Below are 21,843 nucleotides of genomic sequence, written 5' to 3'. Positions count from 1 at the left end.
TCAGGCGCCTCCATTGCTTGGGTTGATCAAAAGATTGCCAACGGCGTCTACTTTTGCCGTATAGCCCGGAAGCACTACAGTGGTCGAGTCCATTTCCGCAACCACACAGGGGCCAGCAACATCCAGGCCTTCGTGCAGACGCCCGCGATCGTAGATGGGCGCCGGGTGCCAGGCACCCTCAAAGTAGAAACGGCTGTCATGTATCTTGCACTCGTCAAGTGAGCTCTCGCTCGCAGCCACATGCTTATCCGCGATCTTGCGGGCGGCCGCTTTCACGACGGCTCGGATCATCAATATCTCATGACCGTCGCCCAGCTTGAACGTGAACAGCTGCTCGTGCTCGGCGTCAAAGGCTTCAGTGAGCAGTGCGACGCCTTTATCCATGAGCTCCTGTTCATCGAAGTCCACAGTGATCTGAAAGGCTTGCCCCGCGTAGCGAAGATCAGCCTGATAGGAAACTTCCTGCTCTGCATCAGGAATGCCATCAGCTCGGAGCGACTCGCCAGCGCGATCGCGCAATTCATGCAAATCCGTCAGCATCTGTGCGTCACTAAGGTCTCCAGCCATCGTCAAATAGGTGCGAGCGGCTTCGTCCTGAACTTGAGTCGTCGCATCACCATAAGCACATAAAACGCCTGGACCTGGAGGCACAATCACCGGCCAGGCGTCTGTGAGAATACCCAGCGCGTTCGCATGCAGAGGACCTGCACCGCCAAAACCCACCAACGCAAAGTCTCTCGGATCATAGCCCTGCTCGACCGACACAAGTCGGAGTGCACCAAACATCGACTCATTAACTATTTTGATGATGCCTTCGGCGGCTTCCATAAGGTCGATGCCCATGGCATCAGCAACCTTCTGCACCGCCTTTTCTGAAGCGTCGCGATTGATCTGCATCTTGCCGCCAAGCTGAACATCGGACGGTAAATAGCCGAGTACGACGTTAGCGTCACATACCGTGGGCTCTTCGCCGCCCTTCATATAGCAAGCTGGGCCAGGAACAGCGCCTGCTGACTCCGGCCCAACACGCAGTGCTTTCGTCAGCTCAGGCACGAATGCAATAGATCCTCCACCGGCACCGACCGTGCGGACATCTACGGAAGGCGCGCGAACGCGAACATCTCCGACTATGGTCTCGCGCCGTACTCGGGCGCGGGCATCCTGAATGAGAGCTACATCAGTAGAGGTGCCGCCCATATCAAAGGTGAGAATGTCGCGGAAACCGGCCCGCTCACAAAAATAGATTGCGCCGGCCACCCCACCCGCTGGGCCACTCATCAACAAGTTCACAGGTGAATCTGCTGCCGCACGCGCCGACGCCAACCCACCATCGGATCGCAGGATAGAAAGCTGAGCTCCCTCGCCCAAACGCTCATCCAGGGCAGCCTGAAGGTTGTTAACGTAGCGAGCCACTTCGGGACGCACGTAGGAGTTAACAACCGTGGTCTCTGTTCGCTCGTACTCCTGCATTTCCGGAACGACATCGCTGGACACCGATATAGGGGTATCCACAAAGATCTCCGCAGCGATGGCAGCGACTTGCCGCTCGTGTTCGGAATTTATGTAGGCGTTGATCAAACAGATAGTCAGAGCCTCAACTTCGCCGCGATCACGCAGCGCCTGGAGATCTCGTCGCAGAGAATCCTCATCGATCGGCTCAACAATCTCCCCATCCGCGCCGATGCGACCGGCGGCACCGATGGTGAGCTCCAGGGGCGCGAGTAAAGGACTTTTAACAAAGCTGACCCATCCACCCAGACCACCCGGGCAATAGGAACGAGCGACCTGCAAGGTATCTTCGAAGCCAGCGGTGGTAACAAGTCCAACGCGCGCGCCGCGACCAGTGAGCACGGCGTTAGTCGCCACGGTCGTACCGTGCATAACCAGCTCAATATCTTTTGGATTTACACCTGACTCGTCGCAGATTCGCGCTATGCCATTCAAAACGCCGATGGACGAATCCTCGGGGGTCGATGGCACCTTGGCTGTGAAAGTTTCTCCACTTTCTTCATTCAACAGCAGAAAATCTGTGAAAGTTCCGCCTACGTCTACACCTAATCGGTAACTCATTCCTCGTCCTTCTACCTGATTGCAGCGCCGCCTGAAGCTGACGCAAAAAAGTTTTAAGCCGCGTTACGACTCAACCAGTAATGCGCTCTTCCACCCTGGGGTCGCCCCAGCATCTCACTTACAAGATCAACCGCTTGAAGCAAAGCCGGCATTTCAATATCCGTTTCGCAACCCATTTGCTCACAAAGCATGACAACGTCTTCCGTAGCGACATTGCCCTTTGCACCAGGGGCAAAGGGACAGCCACCGAGACCGCCAATGGAAGAGTCGAAGCGTCGCACCCCGCTCTCAAGCGCGGCGTAAATATTGGCAAGGCCAAGGGCTCGAGTGTCATGAAAGTGACAGGCTAGGCGCTCAGACTCATGCTCTTTCGCGAGGGCGGTCATCAGCTGTTTCACCTGCGCGGGATTCGCAGCACCAATCGTGTCGGCAATGACCAACTCGGAAGCACCCGCATCCAGCAGCTGGGCCGCCAAGGCTCGCACGTACCCTGGATCTACGGCCCCTTCAAACGGACACTCGAATGCTACTGCCAGGTAAGCCTGCACACGCTTTCCTTCGGCGCTGCCACGCTCGATCACCGCTCGAGCAACGTCCATGGTCTCGTCCATGCTCAGATTGATGTTCTTCTGATTCATTGTTTCGGTGGAGGAAACAACAACCGCCATGGTTTCTACGCCGGCATCGCTAGCTAGCTCATAGCCCTTCATATTAGGCACCAGGGCACTTAGCTCTACGCCATCACGGCGCCCAAGACGCCGAGCAAGATCGCCGGTGCCCGCCATTTGTGGCACCGCCTTTGGGGAGACAAAGCTGCCCATCTCCACATGCCTGACGCCCGCTGCCAATATGGCCTCTACGAACGCAAAGCGCTGCTCGAGGCTGAGAGAGCCATCCTGACTCTGCAGTCCGTCTCGAGGACCTACTTCATTAATAATGATCGAATCGCTCACGCTACTGCTCCTACACCTCTTAAGGTCTCAAGCTGGTCATCGCTATAGCCCAGTAGATCCCGCAGCACAGTATCGGTGTGCTGCCCCAACAAGGGCGCCGACGTAAAACTCTCCTCATCAGTACGTGAGAGTTTGATGGGGTTTCCCGGCCCCCGGGTGCTACCACCTTCGGGGTGTGTAAGCTCGACGACCATGTTGCGAGACAACACCTGTTCGTCCGCGAGGGCCTCGTCCAGCGTATTCACTCGAGCGCAGGGAATTCGCTTCTCGGTCAATTTTTCCAGCCAATACTCGGAACTTTGGGTGCTGAGGATTTCGCCCAAGCGGCGATCAATAAACTCCTTATCTGCAAGGCGCGCAGGCTGGGTGCGATATTTCTCTTCACGAAATGCAGGCTCGTCGATAACGTCCATCAAGTTGTCCCAAAAGCTGTCAAAGATCACAGCGATAATGATGTGCCCGGTCGCTGTGGGATAACTGTTGTAGGGCACATGAACAAAATGACTGTTACCAATGGGGTGGGGAACTTCCCCGGAAAGAAAATGCATAGTCGCCATGTAGTTGAGCATTGAAATCTGACAGTCGAGCATAGAGATATCTACGTGCTGACCGAGACCACTTTGCCCTCTTTCGTAAAGCGCAGCGAGAACTCCCATGACTCCGAACATGCCCCCGCCAAGATCACCGATGGGAATGCCAGCACGAGTAGGCTGCGCAGCATCATGACCCGTTATGGACATGCCACCGCCAATAGCCTGAACAACCTGATCGAATGCAGGTCTTTGGTAATTAGGACCACCGGAGCCAAACCCGGAAATAGAGCAGGTGATGATCTTGGGATTTACTTTCGACAGATGATCGAAGTCGATACGTAACTTGCCAGCGACACCGGCACTAAAATTTTCCACGACAATGTCGCTGTTACGTACGAGATCATAGAAGACCTCCAGACCGGCGTCTGACTTAAGATCCAGTGCGACGCTTTGCTTGTTACGGTTTAGGGTCACAAAGTACGCGCCCTGCCCGTTGAGTGAGTTCTTGGGGTCACTCGCGAGTAATTTGCGCGTACCTTCACCCTTTAGCGGCTCGACCTTGATGGTTTCCGCACCGAGGTCGGCGAGGATCATCGCGCCGTAAGGGCCGGAGAGCATATGGGTGAGATCCAGAACTCTCACACCGCGAAGGGGTTTTGCCATACGGTCAATCCTCTTATTGTCTTGATGCCCCAAGACTGCGCGCGAAGCCGCTTTGGATTTACGCGCCGAACTCAAGGGCAGTGTCAGATCATTCCGCCTTCCCAAGGGCAAGCTGGAACAATGACAAGGTAGTTGGCAAGAATTAGTCCAACATCGATCCAAACCCCTAGAAATTTTTTTTCCCTATACAAATCAATAAATTAACAGAGATAGTGCACCGGGACTGATGTGGCATAGTTCGACTAGTTCGATGATTAATAATTCATACTGAAAAAATATTTCATTTTGAAGTAAAAAGCCACTGCAAGATGTCACACAACAATGCGACAAACTGACGGAGTCCGGCGACAAACTGCGTTGTAGCCAGCGCTTGATCACAAGATACTGGGCTAGTTGACTACATCACTGAATCAGGGGAAATAAATGAGGGCAAAACTGCTGAAATTTAGCGGTCCCGTACTGGTACTTGGCATCGCGGTTGGGGTCGTCATGCTCCTCAAAGCTACTGCCCCGGAGCCACAGACCGACGAAGCACCGCCCCGTCCGGTCACGGTCTATACGCACCTGGCAGAAAGCAGCGATGCAATCCTTGATGTGCAGACTCAGGGCGAGGTTCGAGCTCGCACCATGATCAACCTCACCGCTCAGGTAGGCGGGCGCATCGTCTCAGTATCCCCCGAGTATGTAGAGGGCGGCCGCTTTGATTCCAGCACCGTACTGATGAAGATTGACGACAGCGACTACCGCGTAGCCCTGCGGGAAGCTCAAGCAGCAGTGGCCGCTGCGGAGCTATCCGTTCAACAGGCGCTGGCGGACGCAGACGTCGCACGCAAGCAGTTACGCGATGTACCCAACGCATCAAATTTGTCGCTGAAGAAGCCCCAGATTGCTGAAGCCGAGGCGCGACGCGAAGCTGCACTGGCAGCTCTCGAGCTGGCGCAGCTAAATCTTGAGCGCACCAACATTCGCCTTCCCTTCGAGGGCCGTGTAGCACTTACAAGTGTGCACATCGGCGAAGTGATCTCCATGGGCACAACCCTGGCGGAGGTCTTCTCCACTGATCGCGTACAGATTCGATTACCCTTAAACAACCGTCAACTCGCTGCCCTCGGCTTACCCATTGGTTACGCCGCAGAAGCCGGCACAGCGCCAACAGTTGATTTCTCTGCCGAGGTTGCTGGCAAGACGCAACATTGGACTGGGGAGCTGGTCCGCATTGATGCCGCAGTCGACCCCAGTACGCGATTGATCTACGCCACTGCTGAAGTAAAAGACCCTTACGGTCTTGGACGCTCTGAAGACGGCATGCCTATGGCCGTAGGACTCTTTGTAGAAGCACAGGTCACTGGACGCCGCCTTGAGAACACCGTGCGCATTCCCAGCAAAGGCTTACGACCCGGCAACCAGCTATTTGTTGTGGACTCCAGTGGACTACTGGACATACGCACTGCGGAAGTCGCCCACACCGGCGCCGAGCATGCAGTCATAAGCAGCGGCCTGAGACCCGGTGAACGGCTCATCGTATCCGCTCTGCGCAATCCAATTTCCGGTATGGCGCTATCGACCATCGATGAACGCCAGTTCGCAGCGCGGGAAGACTGATCATGGAGAGGCTTATTTCCTGGTGGGTACATAACCCCGTTGCTGCCAACCTACTTATGGTGGGAATCGTACTTGCGGGCATCATGGGCTTTATCTCAATGGAGCGCGAGGCGTTCCCGCAGGTTAAGCCCTATCAAGCAAACATTGAGGTGGTTTGGCCGGGTGCCGCGCCACAAGAAGTTGAAGAACAGATCATTTCACGCATTGAGGATCGCCTCAAAGATCTCGATCAGATCAATCATATTTACTCCACAGCAGTGGAGAGCATGGCCGAGATCACCGTTTCCACCTTCCCCGGCGTCGACATAAACGGTTTCCTCAACGATGTGAAAAACGCCGTAGACTCTGTCACCTCCCTACCCCGGGACATCGAAAACCCACGGGTGCGCCGCAGCCAGTTCAAACAAGAAATGCTCCGCGTCGCGGTGCACGGCGATGTGAGTGAACGAGAGCTGACCCGTCTCTCCGAAGATCTCCGACGCGAGGTCGCCACACTACCCTGGGTATCTACCATTGAATTGTTTGGAACGCGACGCGAAGAAGTCACAGTAGAGCTCTCGGAGGCCAGCCTTCGACAATACGCATTGTCGTTCGCAGAAGTAGCCGACGCGATTAGAGCCAGCTCCATTAACTTGTCCTCCGGACAGGTGCGCACAGCGACCGGTGATGTACAGATTCGTGCCCGTAATCTTGCCGACACAGAACAAGACTTTTCACAGATTATCATTCGCCAGAGCGCTGACGGCGGCACCATCCGGGTTGGCGATGTCGCCCGTGTTATCGATGGCTTTGAAGACAACGAAATTCTCGCGACGATGAATGGCCAACCTGCAGTGCTTTTGCAGGTTCAGAGCACAGACAACATGCAGGTCGTCAAAGCCAGCGAAGCCGTTCATGCCTGGATGGAAGAGCGTCGCGCAAGCCTGCCTGAAGGCATAGAGCTGTCTATGTGGTTCGATACTGCGGACATCTACAGCGAGCGTATGGAGCTTATCGGCAAGTCATCGTATCTCGGACTCGCCCTGGTTTTCCTTGTACTCATTTTAACTTTGCGTCCTCGCGTCGCCCTTTGGGTTACCGCCGGTATCGGCGTTGCCTTCGTGGGCACCTTTTCCATACTTCCCGTCAACGACGTCTCGCTGAACATCATGTCGACCTTCGCATTCTTGTTGGTACTGGGCATTGTGGTGGATGACGCCATCGTCGTCGGAGAGAGCATTCACCATCATGCCCATGAGATGGGTGGCGGCAGCGAGGCGGCCATTCAAGGAGCGTTTGCCGTATCACGGCCCGTGATTTTTGCGGTACTCACCACGATGATTGCGTTCGCCCCGTGGCTCTTTGTTTCGGGGGAAGCGGCGCAGGTAACCCGCCAGCTATCGATTGTTATTACCGCGGCCCTGACAATTTCTCTCATCGAAGCCTTTCTGATTCTCCCGTCTCACCTTCGAGACCTCAGTCATCGGAAGAACTTAACGGGACTGGCGCTGCGTCAACAGAAGATTGAGCACAGTATTTCTGGATTCGCGTCGCGTGTTTATCAACCCATTCTTCGCTGGGCGGTGGAGCGTCGCTATCTCACTGCCAGCGCATTTTTGGGCGCATTCCTGATTGCTATCGGTCTATTTAATACTGGATGGGTGAAGTTCTACTTCATGCCGCAGGTGGAGAGTTCCCAGATTGTTGTAGACGTGAAACTTCCCCCTGGCACTTCCTATGATCGTGCGCTCGGTGTGCTTGATCAGCTACAGGAAGCCGAACGCACGCTTGTAGAAGAAGTGGACGAAGCGGCGCGAACCACCGGTGAAGGAACAGGGCAACTTATCGAAGGCTGGTATACGCGGTCTCGTCGCGACAGTGTCATTGCGATAGTAAAGCTGGCTCCACCCGAAGTGCGTGATCTGTCGGCCCGCGAGACCGCTGAGCGGCTGCGGACGCTGGTGGGCGATATACCCGATGCCGATGAAATACAGGTCAATTACACACTCAATGACAATGACGCTGATATAACCTATCTGCTCAGGCATCGTGACGGCGATGCACTCACCGCTGCCTCAAAAGAATTACAGGCAAAGATCGGCAGCTACAACGGCGTTCTGGATGTGCGGGACAGCCAACAGGGTGAAACCGATGAAATCGTTTTGAGCCTTAAGCCCGGCGCAGAGACCCTCGGCATTCGACTGGCAGATGTTTCTCGTCAGGTACGCCAGGCCTACTTTGGAGAAGAGGTACAGCGTCTCCCCAGAGCCAATGGCGATGTAAAGGTTATGGTGCGCTACCCCACGGAGGCGCGACAAACCCTCTCGAGTCTCAACAACTTCCGAGTACGCACTGCTGATGGCCGCGAAGTTCCATTGTTTGCTATAGCAGACGTGGAATTGCAAGGTGGCGTTCAGCGCATACAACGCCGGGACGGGAACCGAGTAGTCTACGTTCGGGCCGATCTCGAGCAGGACTTGATCAGCGACATTAAACGGGATATCGAAGAAACCCATCTCACTGATCTACAGAATGAATACCCTGGATTAGTCATCCTCAAAGGCGGCGCCCAGGAGGAGGAGGATCAGTTTATTGGCGAGATCGCGGCGCTCTACTCTATAGCCTTGTTCGCTATGTATGCTCTGATCGCCATTGCCTTCCGCTCATACTGGCTACCTCTGCTGATTATGACGGCTATACCCTTCGGCTTCATGGGCGCAATATTTGGGCACTTAATCTTTGCGACTCCCCTCGCCCTGTTTTCCTATTTTGGCATTGGCGCGGCGGCGGGCGTCGTGGTGAACGATAACCTCGTTTTAGTGGACTACATTGGGCGTTTGCGCGAACAGGGGAAAGGTACCCTGGATGCTGTAATTCAAGCGGGCGTAAACCGCTTCAGGCCCATACTCCTGACCACGGTCACAACCTTTGTAGGACTGATACCCATCATGGCGGAGCGCAGCACCAACGCGCAGTTCTTGAAGCCCGCCGTGCTATCACTTTCCTTTGGGGTTTTGTTTGCGCTGTTTGTCACCCTTCTACTGGTACCTTCGCTTTACCTCATTGGTGAGGACGTGGCAAAGGCCGCAGCGGTCGCTCGTCAGCGCTTCTGGCCAGGAGGATCACCAAGTCCCGCGACCGACAAACCCTCTTAGATCCCAAGCAATAAAAAAACCGCGTTGTAACACGCGGTTTTTTTTGATCCCGAAAAAGCTCGCTCTACTCAAATTTAAGATAGGCGTCCGTTAACTTATCGATGGACCATGAGTCAGGACGCTGGCTGGGTGGATACTTCTCAAAAGTCATCAAGAACTGCTGCATCACAGCGCCTCCCATGTACATCTGCGCTGCCTTATCAACATACCAATCCCAATAGGTATTTGAGTTGTGATCCGCCCGCTCGAAGGGATCACGACGAAGATGAAAGAGCTTCGGCAATCTTAAAGTCACGAAAGGCTCCGCCCAAAGCGCCAGAGTCTTTGCGCGATTCTCGGCGTATACAGACTTCCAATCACCAAAGCGTACGGCAACCGGCGCGCCGATATCATTGATGTAAACAAAGCTCTTGCGAGGCCCTTGCTCCGTCTCTCCTGTGAGATACGGTAAGAAGTTATAGCCATCCAAGTGCAGTGTGGCGCTCTTGTCACCCACGCGTCTTCCCTCAAGAAGCTGCTGTTTGAGGCTTGTTTCTCCAGCCGCTGCTGCCAGGGTGGGCATCCAGTCCAAATGCGACATAATCTCGGTAGAGACCTGACCTGAAGGTATTTTTGCCGGCCAGCGCACCATAGCTGGAACACGGTAGGCGCCTTCCCAATTGGAGTTTTTCTCGCTACGAAATGGCGTAATTCCCGCGTCCGGCCAGGTGTTGTAGTGCACACCATTGTCCGTGGAGTAAAAAACAATCGTGTTCTCTGAGACACCAAGGCTATCTAATTGATCAAGCAGAGAGCCTACCAACTCATCGTGGGCGACCATGACGTCATTGTAGAAACCCTGGCCTGACTTCCCTTTATGCTTGTCCGCACGATGGGTCCTGAAATGCATACCCGTGGTGTTTACCCAGACAAAAAATGGCTTGTTGTCTGCCACACTTTTGTCGATAAAGGCGCTTGCGGCCTCTACAAACTCCTCATCAGCGGTCTCCATACGCTTGCGCGTGAGGGGACCAGTATCCTCAATCCGTCCGTCAGCGTAGGAGTGGATAACGCCGCGCGGGCTAAAGCGCTGCTGGAACCAATCCTGCTGCGGATAATCTTCATCCTCGGGCTCTTCTTCGGCGTGGAGGTGGTAAAGATTGCCGTAGAACTCGTCAAAACCGTGATTGGTTGGCAAAAAGCCATCCTTATCACCGAGGTGATTCTTGCCAAACTGGCCCGTGGCATAGCCTTTGGTCTTGAGTACTTCAGCAATAGTGATGTCACGGTCCTGGAGACCTAGATCAGCGCCGGGCTGACCGACTTTCGACAAACCGGTTCTCAGGGGCGACTGTCCCGTGATGAAGCTGGATCGACCCGCGGTGCAGCTCTGGTCACCGTAATAATCCGTAAAACGAACGCCTTCATCCGCGATGCGATCGATATTGGGCGTCCGATAACCCATGATCCCATCGCCATAAGCGCTGATATTGGTGATGCCGATATCGTCACCCCAAATGACAAGAATATTTGGTTCCTGTGCCGCATGACTCGTCAGCGCGACGCTCGCAAACGTCATCGCTCCAACGAGGCTGCGAATCCGCATAGAAATACCCATGTTAGCTCTCCTGTTTTTATTAGTGTGTTTGACCGCTCATGTTAGCAGTCGCCCTTTTTGTTAAATTGTTTGGTGAATTGTTTGGTGAATCGATGGAGCCTTTACTGTTGCGCTTGAAACTGTGCCAACTGCTCTGGTGTCGCCTCTGTCTGGTGCTGACTCTTCCATTGAGAATAAGGCATGCCGTATACCCTCTCTCGAGCCGCTTCGTAGTCAACGCTTAGACCTCGGTCTTCGGCCGCCGCCACATACCATTTGGAAAGGCAGTTCCTGCAAAAATTGGCGAGATTCATCAGCTCAATGTTCTGAACCTGCTTATTGCTATCCAGGTGTTCCAGCAGTCGCCGAAAAACCGCCGCCTCAATTTCAGTGCCAAGGCTATCTTCGTCGCTGCGTCGCGAGTGTTCTTGATCGTTCAATGCCGCTCTCCTGCTGTAATTTGTTGGTCAAAAGCGAGCTTAACCCTATCCCCTCCAAGTTCACGGCGCAATTCTTCCAGCAACTCTTCACTGGGAGAAACCCGCCACTGTTGGCCGAGCATTAAAGAAGCACTCTGACGACCCTGATGGTATCTAAGGCGCACCGGGCACTCACCCGGAGCGGTGGACAAAAGCTCCCGGAGAAATTCCCGGAAACGATCATTTACCTCTGCAGCTTCCACATGAATCGTCAGGCCCGAGGCTAGACGCGCACGCTCCTCCGCCAGACTATGGAGTGCTGATACGCGCATTACCGTAGCACCGCTGCGATCATCCTGAGAGAGACGTCCCTCGGCAATCACGATCTGATCTTTGACCAATAGCTCACGATACTGTTGGTACACCTCAGAATATGCCGTCGCTTCCAGTCGTGCACTGCGGTCATCCAGCACAAAGATTGCCATGGCACCACGGGCGCTCTTCATGGCTCGCATACTGAGTATGAGCCCTGCAACACGGCAATTCCCGCGACTGTCGGGGCGTAAGTCAGCAAGGCGCTGGGGCGCAAAGCGCCGGATTTCGTCTTCGCAGCTATCAATTGGATGCCCGGTTACGTAGAGCCCAAGGGTATCTCGCTCACCCTGCAGACGCTCCCGGTCGGTCCAGGGCCTGATATGTCGCAGCTCGGCGTAGGGGTCCCCCTGCTCCTGACTTGCCTGCACCGTCTCACCGAATAGATCAATCATACCGGCGTCACGATTCGCCGCGTTCTGCTCTGCTGCACGGAGCGCATCATCGATACCCCCCAGAAGAACCCAGCGATCCGTTCCCAAGGAATCGAATGCACCACTACGAACCAGGGCCTCCAATGCTTTGCGATTGAGTTTTCGCGGGTCGGTGCGCGCACAAAAATCAAAGAGGTCCGAGAAGGGCCCGTGAGTCTCACGGCTTTCCAGCAATCCAGACACGGGGCCCTCGCCAAGACCTTTGATGGCACCCAAACCATAGACAATTTCGCCCGCCTCACTCACAGTGAACATGTATCGACCTTCGTTCACATCCGGAAGTCGAACCGACAGACCCATGCGACGGCATTCCTCAATGAACACGACAATCTTATCGGTGTTGTCCAGCTCAGAGCTCATCACCGCCGCCATGAAAGCTGCAGGGTAGTGACTCTTCAACCAAGCGGTTTGATAGGAGACTAGCGCGTAGGCTGCAGAGTGCGACTTGTTAAAACCGTAACCCGCAAACTTCTCTACGAGGTCAAAAAGCTTGGTCGCCAGATCAGCATTTACGCCTTTATCAGCTGCGCCCGCGGCAAACACCGAACGCTGCTTGGCCATTTCTTCGGGCTTTTTCTTACCCATGGCCCGGCGTAACAAATCGGCGCCTCCCAGGGTGTATCCGGCCAGAATCTGGGCTATCTGCATTACCTGTTCCTGGTACAGAATAATGCCGTAGGTGGGCTCAAGAACGGGCTTAAGAAGCTCATGCTGATAGTCAGCATCGGGATAAGACACCTTCTCGCGGCCGTGCTTTCGATCGATAAAATTGTCGACCATACCGGACTGCAGTGGCCCCGGACGGTAGAGCGCCACAAGGGCAATGATGTCTTCAAAGCAATCGGGGCGAAGTCGCGCAATCAGCTCCTTCATGCCTCGGGATTCCAGCTGAAACACCGCGGTAGTTTCCGCTGAGCGCAGCAAATCAAAAGAGGCCGCATCGTCTAAAGGTATGTGATTGATATCCAGGGGCGACTCGTCGCTACGCGCGCGTATCTCGTTGATCATCCCCTGAGCCCAGTCGATGATCGTCAGGGTACGTAGGCCCAAAAAGTCGAACTTCACCAAGCCCGCGTCTTCGACGTCATTCTTATCGAACTGAGTAACGAGACCCGCGCCCTCACCGTCACAGTACAGCGCAGAAAAATCAGTGAGTTCCGAGGGTGCTATGACAACACCTCCGGCGTGCTTACCGACGTTTCGAGTCACACCCTCCAGCTGCACAGCCATGTCCCAGATTTCCTGCGCTTCGCCGTCGTCGCGGAGGAACTGCTGAAGACTGTCCTCCTGCTCCAGCGCTTTTTCCAGAGTCATTCCCACCTCAAAGGGAATCATCTTGGACAGGCGATCACCGAGGCCGTAAGACTTGCCCTGCACACGCGCAACATCACGTACCACCGCCTTCGCAGCGAGAGTACCGAAGGTAATAATCTGTGACACAGCCTCACGACCATAGGTCTCGGCAACGTAGTCAATAACCTCGTCTCGACGCTCCATGCAAAAATCCACATCGAAGTCCGGCATCGACACGCGTTCAGGATTAAGGAATCGCTCGAAGAGCAATTCGTACTCCATAGGATCAAGGTCTGTAATTGATAATGAGTAGGCGACCAGCGATCCCGCACCTGATCCTCTCCCCGGCCCCACAGGAATACCCCGCTCCTTCGCCCAGCGAATGAAGTCCATCACAATCAAAAAGTAACCGGGAAACCCCATATCAATAATGGTGTCCAACTCAAAATCCAGGCGGTCCCGGTAATCCTTCTCGAGCTGCTGTGAATTCTCACGTTGGCTAATTTGCAGCGTCACCATCCGTTCATCGAGCCCGCGATGGGCAAGCTCCCGGAAGAAGGTATCCATGGTCATGCCTTCGGGCACCGGATACTCCGGCAAACAAACGCGACCAAGCTCTATCTCCATAGAGCAGCGTCTTGCGATGGCTACCGTGTTCTCTAGGGCCTCAGGAACGTCTTCGAACAAGTCCTGCATTTCCTGCGCGGTTCGCAGGTATTGCTCTTCGCTGTATCGCCGCTGTCGGCGCGGATCATCCAACACCCGACTTTCGGCGATGCACACTCGAGCCTCGTGAGCCTCGAATTCACTCGCATCAATGAATCGAACGTCGTTGGTAGCGACTACCGGACAATTGTATTGCGCTGCAATTGCCAAGGCCGCATGCACATGCTCTTCGTCGCCGACCCTACCGGTACGATGTAACTCCAGATAAAAACGATCGGGAAACACTGTAAGGCATCGCTCCAAACGCTCCTTCGCAAGTTCAGGCTTATCGTTCACCAAAGCCTGGCCAACTTCGCCCGCTGCCCCGCAGGACAGCGCAAGTAGCCCATCGGCGCCCTCTTCCAACCACTCCCACAATACGCGCGGACCTTCGTGGGTCTGTCCCTCTCTATAAGCCCTGGATAGCAGCCGAGTAAGATTCAGATAACCCGCGGAGTTCATGATCAATAAGCTCAGAGGGTGGGCTTCATCGCCTTTGAGGGACTCCGTGACCCAGACATCCGCCCCAAAAATGGGCTTAATCCCCGCGCCCACCGCCGCTTTATGAAACTTGATAAGACCGTAAAAATTGCAGACGTCGGTGACTGCCACAGCAGGCATTCCCAAATCCGCAACTCGTGCCGCCAGCGGCTTTATACGGACGAGACCGTCGCTCAGCGAATATTCACTGTGTACCCGTAAATGAACAAAATCTGACAAGCGTCAATGTCCTCCAATAATTGCGCGCACCGGCGCGAAGCTGCGACGATGCAAGGGACTCACCCCATGGGTTTTTAAGGCGGATAAGTGTGCAGCGGTGGGATAACCCTTGTGGGCATCAAAGCCGTACATAGGCCATCGCTGGTGTTGCTCACACATGTATCTGTCACGCTCCACTTTCGCAACAATAGACGCAGCCGCTATCTGCTGAACTCTCGAGTCGCCCTTAATCACTGCGATGCTGCGGTAGTTCCAACGGGGTAGCTGCCTGCCATCGACCAGCACCAGATCAGGGTTCACCCCCAAGGCGTCCACCGCTCGCCACATTGCTAGAAGACTGGCTTGGAGTATGTTCAGCTCATCAATCTCCTCGGGAGAAGCCCGCCCCAATGCCACGGCCTTTGCCCGAAGGTGTAATTGTTCTGACAGGAGCTCTCTACGCTTTGCTGTGAGCTTCTTTGAGTCAGCCAGACCATCAATGGGATCGTTCCTATCCAGCACTGCGGCGGCGGCCACCACATCTCCTGCCAAGGGCCCGCGGCCCACTTCATCGACACCGACGATGCAGGCATCGTGAGGCAGCTTGGCAATCGCTTGTTCCCAGTCATCCAAAGCCACTAGTGAGCTCTCTCCAGCGCAAGCAAAGCTTCCAGAGCCGGGCCCAGCGCAGCGTCAAAGTCTCGCTCCATAGCGGCAATTGATGGTTGCAAGGCCTTCACTTGATCCTCACCGTGCGCCAGAAGGATCTCCGCTTCCAGTGCGAGTGCTGAGGGCGACAACGCATCCTGAAGTAATTCGGGCACTACAGGGCCTCCAGCAAGAATATTGGGAAGGCCAACAAATTTCGTTACGGCGAGTCGAGACATGAGCGCCCAAGACATTCTAGCGACACGATAGCCAATGACCATGGGCCTCTGTAAAAGCATGGCCTCAAGGGTGGCTGTACCCGAGGCCAATACAACTACATCTGCTGCAATCATGGCGTCCCGGGATTGGCCTTCGATAAGTCGAATTTCGGACTCAGCCGACGCCCCCCGCAACAGCTCTCTGCACTGCTGTAAACGCTCCGAGCTCGCCGCAGGCATGATGAGTTGGCGACGAGGATCCCTGGTACGAAGCATGCGACCCGCTTCGATAAAACTCTGACCTAGCTGCGCGACTTCGCTACCGCGGCTTCCCGGAAGTAGTGCCACCACCGGTGCGTCAGCGTCGATACCGAGCTTCTGCCGTACCGACTCTCGTGTCGGCACCTGCCGAAGCTCCGCGGCCAAGGGGTGACCCACAAACGTGGTAGAGAGAGATACCTCATCGTAAAAAGGCGGTTCGAAGGGAAAGAGACACAGCAGGCTATCCACTGATCGTGCAACGGTAGCGACACGACCCTGCCTCCAAGCCCATACCGTAGGGCTTACCAGTTGCGCGGTACGCAGGCCGCCTTTTCGCAATCGTCGCGCCAGTGCAAGATTAAAATCCGGAGCATCAATGCCTAAAAAGAAAGCGGGCGGTGATTCGTCCCAACGCCTGTACAAGTCCCGACGAATGCGCAGCAATTCTGGCAATCGCCCCAGCGGCTCTATTAAACCCATAACTGCCAGGCGTTCCATGGGGTACAGGCTGTCAAAGCCCTCCCCCTGCATCGCAGCACCGCCAATCCCCTCTAACTTCAACTTTCGATCGGGAAACTGGGCTCTCAAAGAACGAATCACGCGACTACCTAACAGATCGCCGGAGCTTTCCCCCGCCACCATAGCAATCCGCAGGCTGGCACCTGAGTTATGATCTGAATCTGAGTTAAAACCGTTCAGAGCGTCAGCGAACGATGCCGCGTTCCGAGGCACGAATAGAGTCGATGAGAACCTTCACCTCGGGTGTGTCACTCAACATCGTCTCGAGTCGTTGAATAGCAATATCCAGGGTGAGATTTTGACGATACAAAATCTTGAACGCCCTGCGCAGTTGGCTAACAGCAGAGTCGGAAAATCCGCGCCGCCGTAACCCTTCGGTATTAATAGTCTTTGCTTCGGCAGGGGACCCGGAGACAGTGACATAAGCAGGAACATCTTTACCGATTGCTGTCTGCATCCCACTAAAGCTGTGCTGACCTATACGACAAAACTGATGGACGAGGGTGTAACCGCTAAGAATCGCCCAATCGTCAACAAAGACATGCCCCGCCAACGCGACGTTATTCACTAAAATCGTGTGGTTGCCAATGACGCTATCGTGGCCAATATGCGCATAGGCCATGATCAAGTTGTCGTTGCCGATAATGGTTTCGCCGCGATCCTGAACGGTGCCTCTATGAATGGTCACCCCTTCGCGGATCGTGTTCCGTTCACCAATGGTGAGTCGCGTAGGTTCATCCCGGTACTTAAGATCCGGCGTCGCCTCTCCCACGGATGCAAACTGGTAAATGTGACTACCCGCGCCGATGCGGGTGGGGCCCTTAATAACGACATGGGGCTCAATCACGCAGTCGCGATCGATTTCCACCTCCGCGCCGATGTAAGACCAAGGACCAATAGAGACTCCGTCGGCGACTTTCGCCCCAGGCTCAACGATAGCCTGCGGATGAATCATGCGGGACGGTCAGCACAAAGAATCGTGGCAGAGGCGCAGCGCTGCCCCTCTACCGTGGACTGTACGTCGAACTTCCAGATGCCGCGCTTCTCACCCACTATCTGGGCATGTAAATGCACGCAGTCTCCGGGAACACAAGGACGCTTGAAGCGAAGGTTATCGGCGCCTACAAACATGTAGATCGAGCCATCTGCAGGCGTCTTCTCCATGGTTTTAAAGCCTAGAATACCTGCAGCTTGAGCCATAGCCTCGAGCAGTAAAACACCAGGAAACACAGGATTACCTGGGAAATGTCCATCAAAAAACGGCTCATTAATACTGAGATTTTTGTAAGCTAGAATCGACTCACCGGGAACTAGCTCCACAACGCGGTCTACTAACAGAAAAGGGTAGCGGTGAGGAAGGTGTTCGCGGATCTCCGATATGTCCATCAGACAGTTGTTGTTCAAGGCCGTCATTCCTCTATTAGGCTTACCCGTTAATCGTCGTCGCTAACTGCCTCGTCTAGCGCAGCCAGCTTGGCTTCCAGCTTTACTATTCGCCTCTGGAGGGCGTCGAGCTGACCAAAGCGCACTGCATTCTTCCGCCACTGCTTTGTTGGTTCCAGCGGTGTCCCGGATGAATAACTGCCAGGCTCATCAATATTTTTTATGACTCTGGCTTGCCCAGAGAAGTGCACATTGTCGCAAATCTTGAGATGACCGGATACTCCGACCTGTCCGGCAAATGTACAATCCTCGCCGATTTCCGTGCTGCCAGCCATCCCCACACATCCCGCTATCGCCGTGCGGCGGCCGATGACACAGTTGTGGGCGATATGCACCTGATCGTCGATGATCACGTCATCTTCGACCAATGTATCGTCTAAAGCTCCTCGGTCAATGGTTACACTGGCACCAATATCAACTCGATTTCCGATACGCACACTGCCGAGTTGGCTGATTTTCTCCCAGCCATCCGCGCGTTTGGCAAAACCAAAGCCATCGGCTCCAACAACGCTATTAGCGTGCACAACGCAGTCGTCGCCGAGGATTACATCGTGGTAGATCACTACCCCGGGCCATAGTCTGCAGTTTTTTCCCAACTGAGCACCGCGTCCTACCGATGCTCCATGCCCCAGTGTCACGCCCTCTCCCAAGACAGCACCCGCGTCGACAAACGCGCCCGGTCCAATACTGACTGAATCGGGGACAGTTGCTGTAGGATCGATGACCGCACTGGGGTGTACACCAGCGGCCGGTGGTTCCAAGGACTCGAACAAGCCCGACACTTTTGCATAAGCAAGGTACGGGTCGTCCATACAGATGCTGGGGACGGGACATCTGTCTTGCCATTCGGGCTTGAGTATCACGCACCCCGCCTGGCAGCCTCCCAGGGCGTCTAGATAACGCGCCTCGGAGACAAAAGCCAAATCCCGCGGACCTGCCCGTCCGAGGGGGGCAATACCATCAAGCTCAATCGCTAAATCAGCGGAACCCGGTTCACACCCTAAACGTGCTACCAAGTCACCGAGGATTACCATGGAAAAAGCTTAGTTGGCCGCGGACAGTTGGTTGAGCTTGTCCGTCACCTTCGCTGTGATGCTGTATCCGGGGTCCGCGTGGATAACAGAGGTACGCTGAAGCAACAAGCCAATACCTTCTGTTGTGATCAGCTCACTCAACACTTCCTGAACCATGGGAGACATCTCTTGCAGGAGAGCTTGGCCCGTAGCCTGCTCTGCTTGCTGAAGCTTGCCGCCCACGTGCTCGAGATCTGCCTGCTTGCTCGCCAAACGCTTTCGCGCCGCAACCTGCTGCTCTTGGCTCATCACCGCCGCATCTTTCTGAAACTCTCGCACCAACTTGTCTAACTCTTCCCGAAGGCGGTCAAACTCTTCTTTGTCCGCCTTGTAGCCCTCTTCACCGCGTACATTTTCGAGACGCTGCTGTGCGGCGTCGGACTGCAGAATGGCTGCCTGAACGTCGACCACAGCAACTTTACCCTGGGCGAACGCGCCCATGGGCAGCATGGCAACACCCAGGGCAACAACGGCTAAAAACTTCTTGATCACAACAATTACTCCTTGGAGAAAAAAAACTAAAACACGAAAAAATTAGAAACTTTGCCCCAGCGTAAACTGGAACACTTCTTCACGATCGATCTCTGATGCATTCAGAGGTTTGGCAATAGCGAAAGTAAGCGGGCCAAAACCACTCAACCACGTCACACCCACACCCGCAGAATAACGCAACTCTTCGGCATCAAAATCAAAACAATTCGGCTGATTAATACCGCAGCGATTATTAAAAACATTACCCACGTCAATGAAGAACGCTGATCTTACACGGCTGCGATCCTTCAGGAAGGGCAACGGGAACAGTAATTCTGCGCTACCCTCGACCAGCACGTTGCCTCCAAAGGGCGCGGCTCGTCGCTGCTGCTGAAATGTCTCAAAGTCCAGCTTGCCACTCTCCGGATTCAGCTGATAACCAAACTGCCGGCCATCGGGGCCACCAATCTCAGTGGGGTTACCGTTCTCGTCGATACCGGTGGTCGGCTGATCTACCGTGTAGATGCTTGGCGGAGTACTTCGGGGGCCCAGAGTATTCACTTCGAAGCCGCGAACAGAACCAAAGCCTCCGGCGAAGAAATGCTCATAAAACGGCAGTTCTGTAGTTTTGCCGTAGCCATCACCGTAGCCAAGTTCAGAGCGAAAGTGCAGGATCCAGTCATTCTTTATCGGGTAGAACACCTCGCCACGGTAGGTAAGCTTGTAAAACTCCAAATCTGACCCGGGCATGGAAACCTCAAGAGCCACGGACTGCGCCGATCCGCGTGTTGCCATTTGCCCACGGTTTAAAGTCGACTGACTCCAGCTGCTGGTGACCGTCCAATTCAAGTAGGAATCACCGTTCTCATCAAGGAATCCCAGCTCTGGTGGGATAGTTAGTGCACTTAAGGGTAGGTCTTCCAGAGGCTGAATAACTTCCGGGGCAGCAAAGCTGCCGTCAGCCAATCTGGTGCTCTCGTAGAAACTATCTACGCCCTGTAAAAGACGTGGACTAGCTTTGATCTCCTGCACCGCAAAACGACCGGCTGTAATATCCGTCTTTGACAAACCGAAGCTGAAGCCAAGACGCGCTGTTTCTTTGATGGGGTAACCAAAGTTGATCGCCCCGCCCCAGGTATCGGTCGTGTAACTAGCTACGTTCACTTCGGCAAGATCCGTAGACCTGAAGAAAACGTTAAATCCGCGACTAACCCCGTCCTCCGTAAAGTAAGGATTGGTGTAGCTGAAGTTGTAAAGGTCCTGAAACTGCGAAGAGGACAAGTTGATGCCGACGCGTTTGCCGGTACCCAGAAAGTTATTCTGCTGCAGGTTCAGGCTGAGAATAAGGCCCGCTTGCTGAGCAAAACCGAGGCTGGCACCGATACTGCCCGAAGTTTGCTCCTCTACAGAGAACTCGACATCGATGAGGTCATCATGTCCGGGAACTTCAGGGGTTTCGACTTCGGCTTTACTGAAGAAGCCCAAACGCTGGAGTCGAATCCGTGATTGCTCAATCGCTGCTGCGGACGCAGGGGCGCTTTCCATTTGGCGCATTTCCCGGCGCAGCACACTATCGGCTGTTCGGGTGTTGCCTTTAAAACTGATGCGTCGCACATAAGTGCGTTTACCCGGATCCACGAAAAACTTGATCGCGACGGTGTTGTCGTCCTCGTTCATTTCGGGGATGCCCGTCACCTTAGCGAAGTTGTAGCCTTCATTCCCGAGACGGCGCGTCAGATAATCTTCCGTTGAAGTTACCAGCTGTTGAGAGAAGGTCTGCCCATCTCTCACCAGCACGAAACGGCGAAGGTCAGCCTCGGGGAGCACAAGATCACCGGACAAATCGACTTCGCTGATGGTGAACTTCTCGCCCTCACTCACGTTAGCCGTGATGTAAACCTCTTCCTTGCTGGGCGAAACAGACACCTGCGTAGAATCGATGGCGAACTGCAAGTAGCCGCGGTCCATGTAATAGGAGGTGAGTTTTTCGAGATCGCCCGTAAGCTTTTCCCGCGAATACTTGTCGTCGTTAGTGAAAAAGGAGAGCAACCCGGTGGTCTTGAGTTCAAAAAGATCTTTCAAATCATCGTCGCTATAAACTTTGTTGCCCACGACGTTTACGTGTTTTATCGCGGCAACCGTGCCTTCGTCGACATCGATGTTGATGGCAACACGATTCCTTGGCTCTGGAATCACTTCAGCATCAATGGCGGCATCGTAGCGGCCCTGGATAACGTACTGGCGCTGAAGCTCGAGCTGCATACCCTCAAGCGTAGAACGCTGAAACACCTGACCGACGGACAGGCCCGCGCCCTTCAGTCCTTCCAGCAAGGCTTCTGTTTCAATCGCCTTGTTACCATCGATGGTGATTTCGCTGATGCTGGGCCGCTCTGCGACCACCACAACTAATACGCTGCCGTCTCGACCAATGCGAATATCGTCAAAGTTACCCGTGGCAAAGAGCGAACGAGCCGCTCTTCGAATGGAGGCACTGTCTGCGGTATCACCCACGCCGATGGGCATAGACGCGAACACCGAGCCCGCCGCTATACGCTGGAGCCCTTCAACACGAATGTCTGATACTACGAACGCCGAGGTGACAGCTGTGGGCGCGCCGGACTCTGCGGCAGGGGGCTGCTGCGCCGTCACAGCTGTGGACCCCATGGCAGCAATCCCCCAGGCCAGCAGAATAAGCAAGCGACGTCTCATAGACCCGCGAAACTGCACGCAAACGCATGCCAGAGTGCCCGGGAGAGA

General features: G+C 54.7%; 15 protein-coding genes. 2 read left to right on the top strand and 13 right to left on the bottom strand.

What is annotated here, in order from left to right; translation table 11 throughout:
- The 3 genes from AB8B76_RS07185 to AB8B76_RS07175 are packed head-to-tail and all read right to left on the bottom strand — an operon-like array spanning position 1 to position 4,219.
- Positions 1-2,070: a hydantoinase/oxoprolinase family protein gene (locus AB8B76_RS07185; protein ID WP_405271337.1), complete on the bottom strand. Its 2,070-nt coding sequence runs from the start codon at positions 2,068-2,070 to the stop codon at positions 1-3.
- A gap of 53 nt (positions 2,071-2,123) precedes the next feature.
- Entirely contained in the window at positions 2,124-3,023 is a 900-nt protein-coding gene (locus AB8B76_RS07180; RefSeq protein WP_405271336.1) for a hydroxymethylglutaryl-CoA lyase, read from the bottom strand.
- Positions 3,020-4,219, bottom strand: coding sequence for a CaiB/BaiF CoA transferase family protein (locus AB8B76_RS07175; RefSeq protein ID WP_405271335.1), 1,200 nt, complete (start codon positions 4,217-4,219; stop codon positions 3,020-3,022). The genes AB8B76_RS07180 and AB8B76_RS07175 overlap by 4 nt, the downstream gene beginning before the upstream one ends.
- Before the next feature lie 423 nt (positions 4,220-4,642).
- Here AB8B76_RS07175 and AB8B76_RS07170 point away from each other — a divergent pair, with 423 nt between their 5' ends.
- Together AB8B76_RS07170 and AB8B76_RS07165 are read left to right on the top strand one after the other, a co-directional pair.
- On the top strand, positions 4,643-5,821 hold the full coding sequence (locus AB8B76_RS07170; RefSeq protein ID WP_405271334.1) for an efflux RND transporter periplasmic adaptor subunit: 1,179 nt from the start codon (positions 4,643-4,645) through the stop codon (positions 5,819-5,821).
- 2 nt (positions 5,822-5,823) lie between these two features.
- Complete coding sequence (locus tag AB8B76_RS07165; RefSeq protein WP_405271333.1) at positions 5,824-8,955, top strand: efflux RND transporter permease subunit; 3,132 nt, start codon at positions 5,824-5,826, stop codon at positions 8,953-8,955.
- 64 nt (positions 8,956-9,019) lie between these two features.
- On the opposite strand, the gene AB8B76_RS07160 is transcribed toward AB8B76_RS07165, so the two are convergent.
- The 10 genes from AB8B76_RS07160 to bamA form a co-directional block, all read right to left on the bottom strand.
- Entirely contained in the window at positions 9,020-10,552 is a 1,533-nt protein-coding gene (locus AB8B76_RS07160) for an arylsulfatase (protein WP_405271332.1), read from the bottom strand.
- 101 nt (positions 10,553-10,653) lie between these two features.
- Positions 10,654-10,971 carry a DUF1244 domain-containing protein gene (locus tag AB8B76_RS07155; RefSeq protein ID WP_405271330.1) on the bottom strand — a complete coding sequence of 106 codons (318 nt, stop codon included), beginning with the start codon at positions 10,969-10,971 and terminating at the stop codon, positions 10,654-10,656.
- Positions 10,968-14,474, bottom strand: a complete 3,507-nt coding sequence (gene dnaE, locus AB8B76_RS07150) for a DNA polymerase III subunit alpha (RefSeq protein WP_405271329.1) — start codon at positions 14,472-14,474, stop codon at positions 10,968-10,970. Before dnaE ends, AB8B76_RS07155 begins: the two co-directional genes overlap by 4 nt.
- A 3-nt stretch (positions 14,475-14,477) precedes the next feature.
- Positions 14,478-15,092 carry a ribonuclease HII gene (rnhB, locus tag AB8B76_RS07145; RefSeq protein WP_405271328.1) on the bottom strand — a complete coding sequence of 205 codons (615 nt, stop codon included), beginning with the start codon at positions 15,090-15,092 and terminating at the stop codon, positions 14,478-14,480.
- Positions 15,092-16,312 carry a lipid-A-disaccharide synthase gene (gene lpxB / locus AB8B76_RS07140; RefSeq protein WP_405271327.1) on the bottom strand — a complete coding sequence of 407 codons (1,221 nt, stop codon included), beginning with the start codon at positions 16,310-16,312 and terminating at the stop codon, positions 15,092-15,094. Before lpxB ends, rnhB begins: the two co-directional genes overlap by 1 nt.
- On the bottom strand, positions 16,284-17,054 hold the full coding sequence (gene lpxA / locus AB8B76_RS07135; protein ID WP_405271326.1) for an acyl-ACP--UDP-N-acetylglucosamine O-acyltransferase: 771 nt from the start codon (positions 17,052-17,054) through the stop codon (positions 16,284-16,286). The genes lpxB and lpxA overlap by 29 nt, the downstream gene beginning before the upstream one ends.
- Positions 17,051-17,485 carry a 3-hydroxyacyl-ACP dehydratase FabZ gene (gene fabZ, locus AB8B76_RS07130; RefSeq protein WP_405271361.1) on the bottom strand — a complete coding sequence of 145 codons (435 nt, stop codon included), beginning with the start codon at positions 17,483-17,485 and terminating at the stop codon, positions 17,051-17,053. Before fabZ ends, lpxA begins: the two co-directional genes overlap by 4 nt.
- A gap of 47 nt (positions 17,486-17,532) precedes the next feature.
- Entirely contained in the window at positions 17,533-18,576 is a 1,044-nt protein-coding gene (gene lpxD / locus AB8B76_RS07125) for a UDP-3-O-(3-hydroxymyristoyl)glucosamine N-acyltransferase (protein WP_405271325.1), read from the bottom strand.
- 9 nt (positions 18,577-18,585) lie between these two features.
- The gene (locus tag AB8B76_RS07120) at positions 18,586-19,107 is read right to left on the bottom strand and encodes an OmpH family outer membrane protein (RefSeq protein WP_405271324.1); all 522 of its coding nucleotides are present in this window, start codon (positions 19,105-19,107) and stop codon (positions 18,586-18,588) included.
- 42 nt (positions 19,108-19,149) lie between these two features.
- The gene (gene bamA / locus AB8B76_RS07115; RefSeq protein ID WP_405271360.1) at positions 19,150-21,750 is read right to left on the bottom strand and encodes an outer membrane protein assembly factor BamA; all 2,601 of its coding nucleotides are present in this window, start codon (positions 21,748-21,750) and stop codon (positions 19,150-19,152) included.
- Between the last annotated feature and the right edge of the window lie 93 nt (positions 21,751-21,843).

Source organism: Congregibacter sp. (assembly GCF_045107095.1).
Taxonomy (GTDB): domain Bacteria; phylum Pseudomonadota; class Gammaproteobacteria; order Pseudomonadales; family Halieaceae; genus Congregibacter.
The sequence above is the reverse complement of the archived record's forward strand: the minus strand, read 5'-3'. Positions and strand labels throughout refer to the sequence as shown.

Excerpts from the sequence above, each read along its gene's own strand:
- AB8B76_RS07185 (WP_405271337.1), bottom strand. The coding sequence starts at position 2,070 with ATGAGTTACCGATTAGGTGTAGACGTAGGCGGAACTTTCACAGATTTT.
- AB8B76_RS07175 (WP_405271335.1), bottom strand. The coding sequence starts at position 4,219 with ATGGCAAAACCCCTTCGCGGTGTGAGAGTTCTGGATCTCACCCATATG.
- AB8B76_RS07170 (WP_405271334.1), top strand. The coding sequence starts at position 4,643 with ATGAGGGCAAAACTGCTGAAATTTAGCGGTCCCGTACTGGTACTTGGC.
- AB8B76_RS07165 (WP_405271333.1), top strand. The coding sequence starts at position 5,824 with ATGGAGAGGCTTATTTCCTGGTGGGTACATAACCCCGTTGCTGCCAAC.
- AB8B76_RS07160 (WP_405271332.1), bottom strand. The coding sequence starts at position 10,552 with ATGGGTATTTCTATGCGGATTCGCAGCCTCGTTGGAGCGATGACGTTT.
- lpxA (WP_405271326.1), bottom strand. The coding sequence starts at position 17,054 with ATGATTCATCCGCAGGCTATCGTTGAGCCTGGGGCGAAAGTCGCCGAC.
- fabZ (WP_405271361.1), bottom strand. The coding sequence starts at position 17,485 with ATGGACATATCGGAGATCCGCGAACACCTTCCTCACCGCTACCCTTTT.
- lpxD (WP_405271325.1), bottom strand. The coding sequence starts at position 18,576 with ATGGTAATCCTCGGTGACTTGGTAGCACGTTTAGGGTGTGAACCGGGT.
- bamA (WP_405271360.1), bottom strand. The coding sequence starts at position 21,750 with ATGGGGTCCACAGCTGTGACGGCGCAGCAGCCCCCTGCCGCAGAGTCC.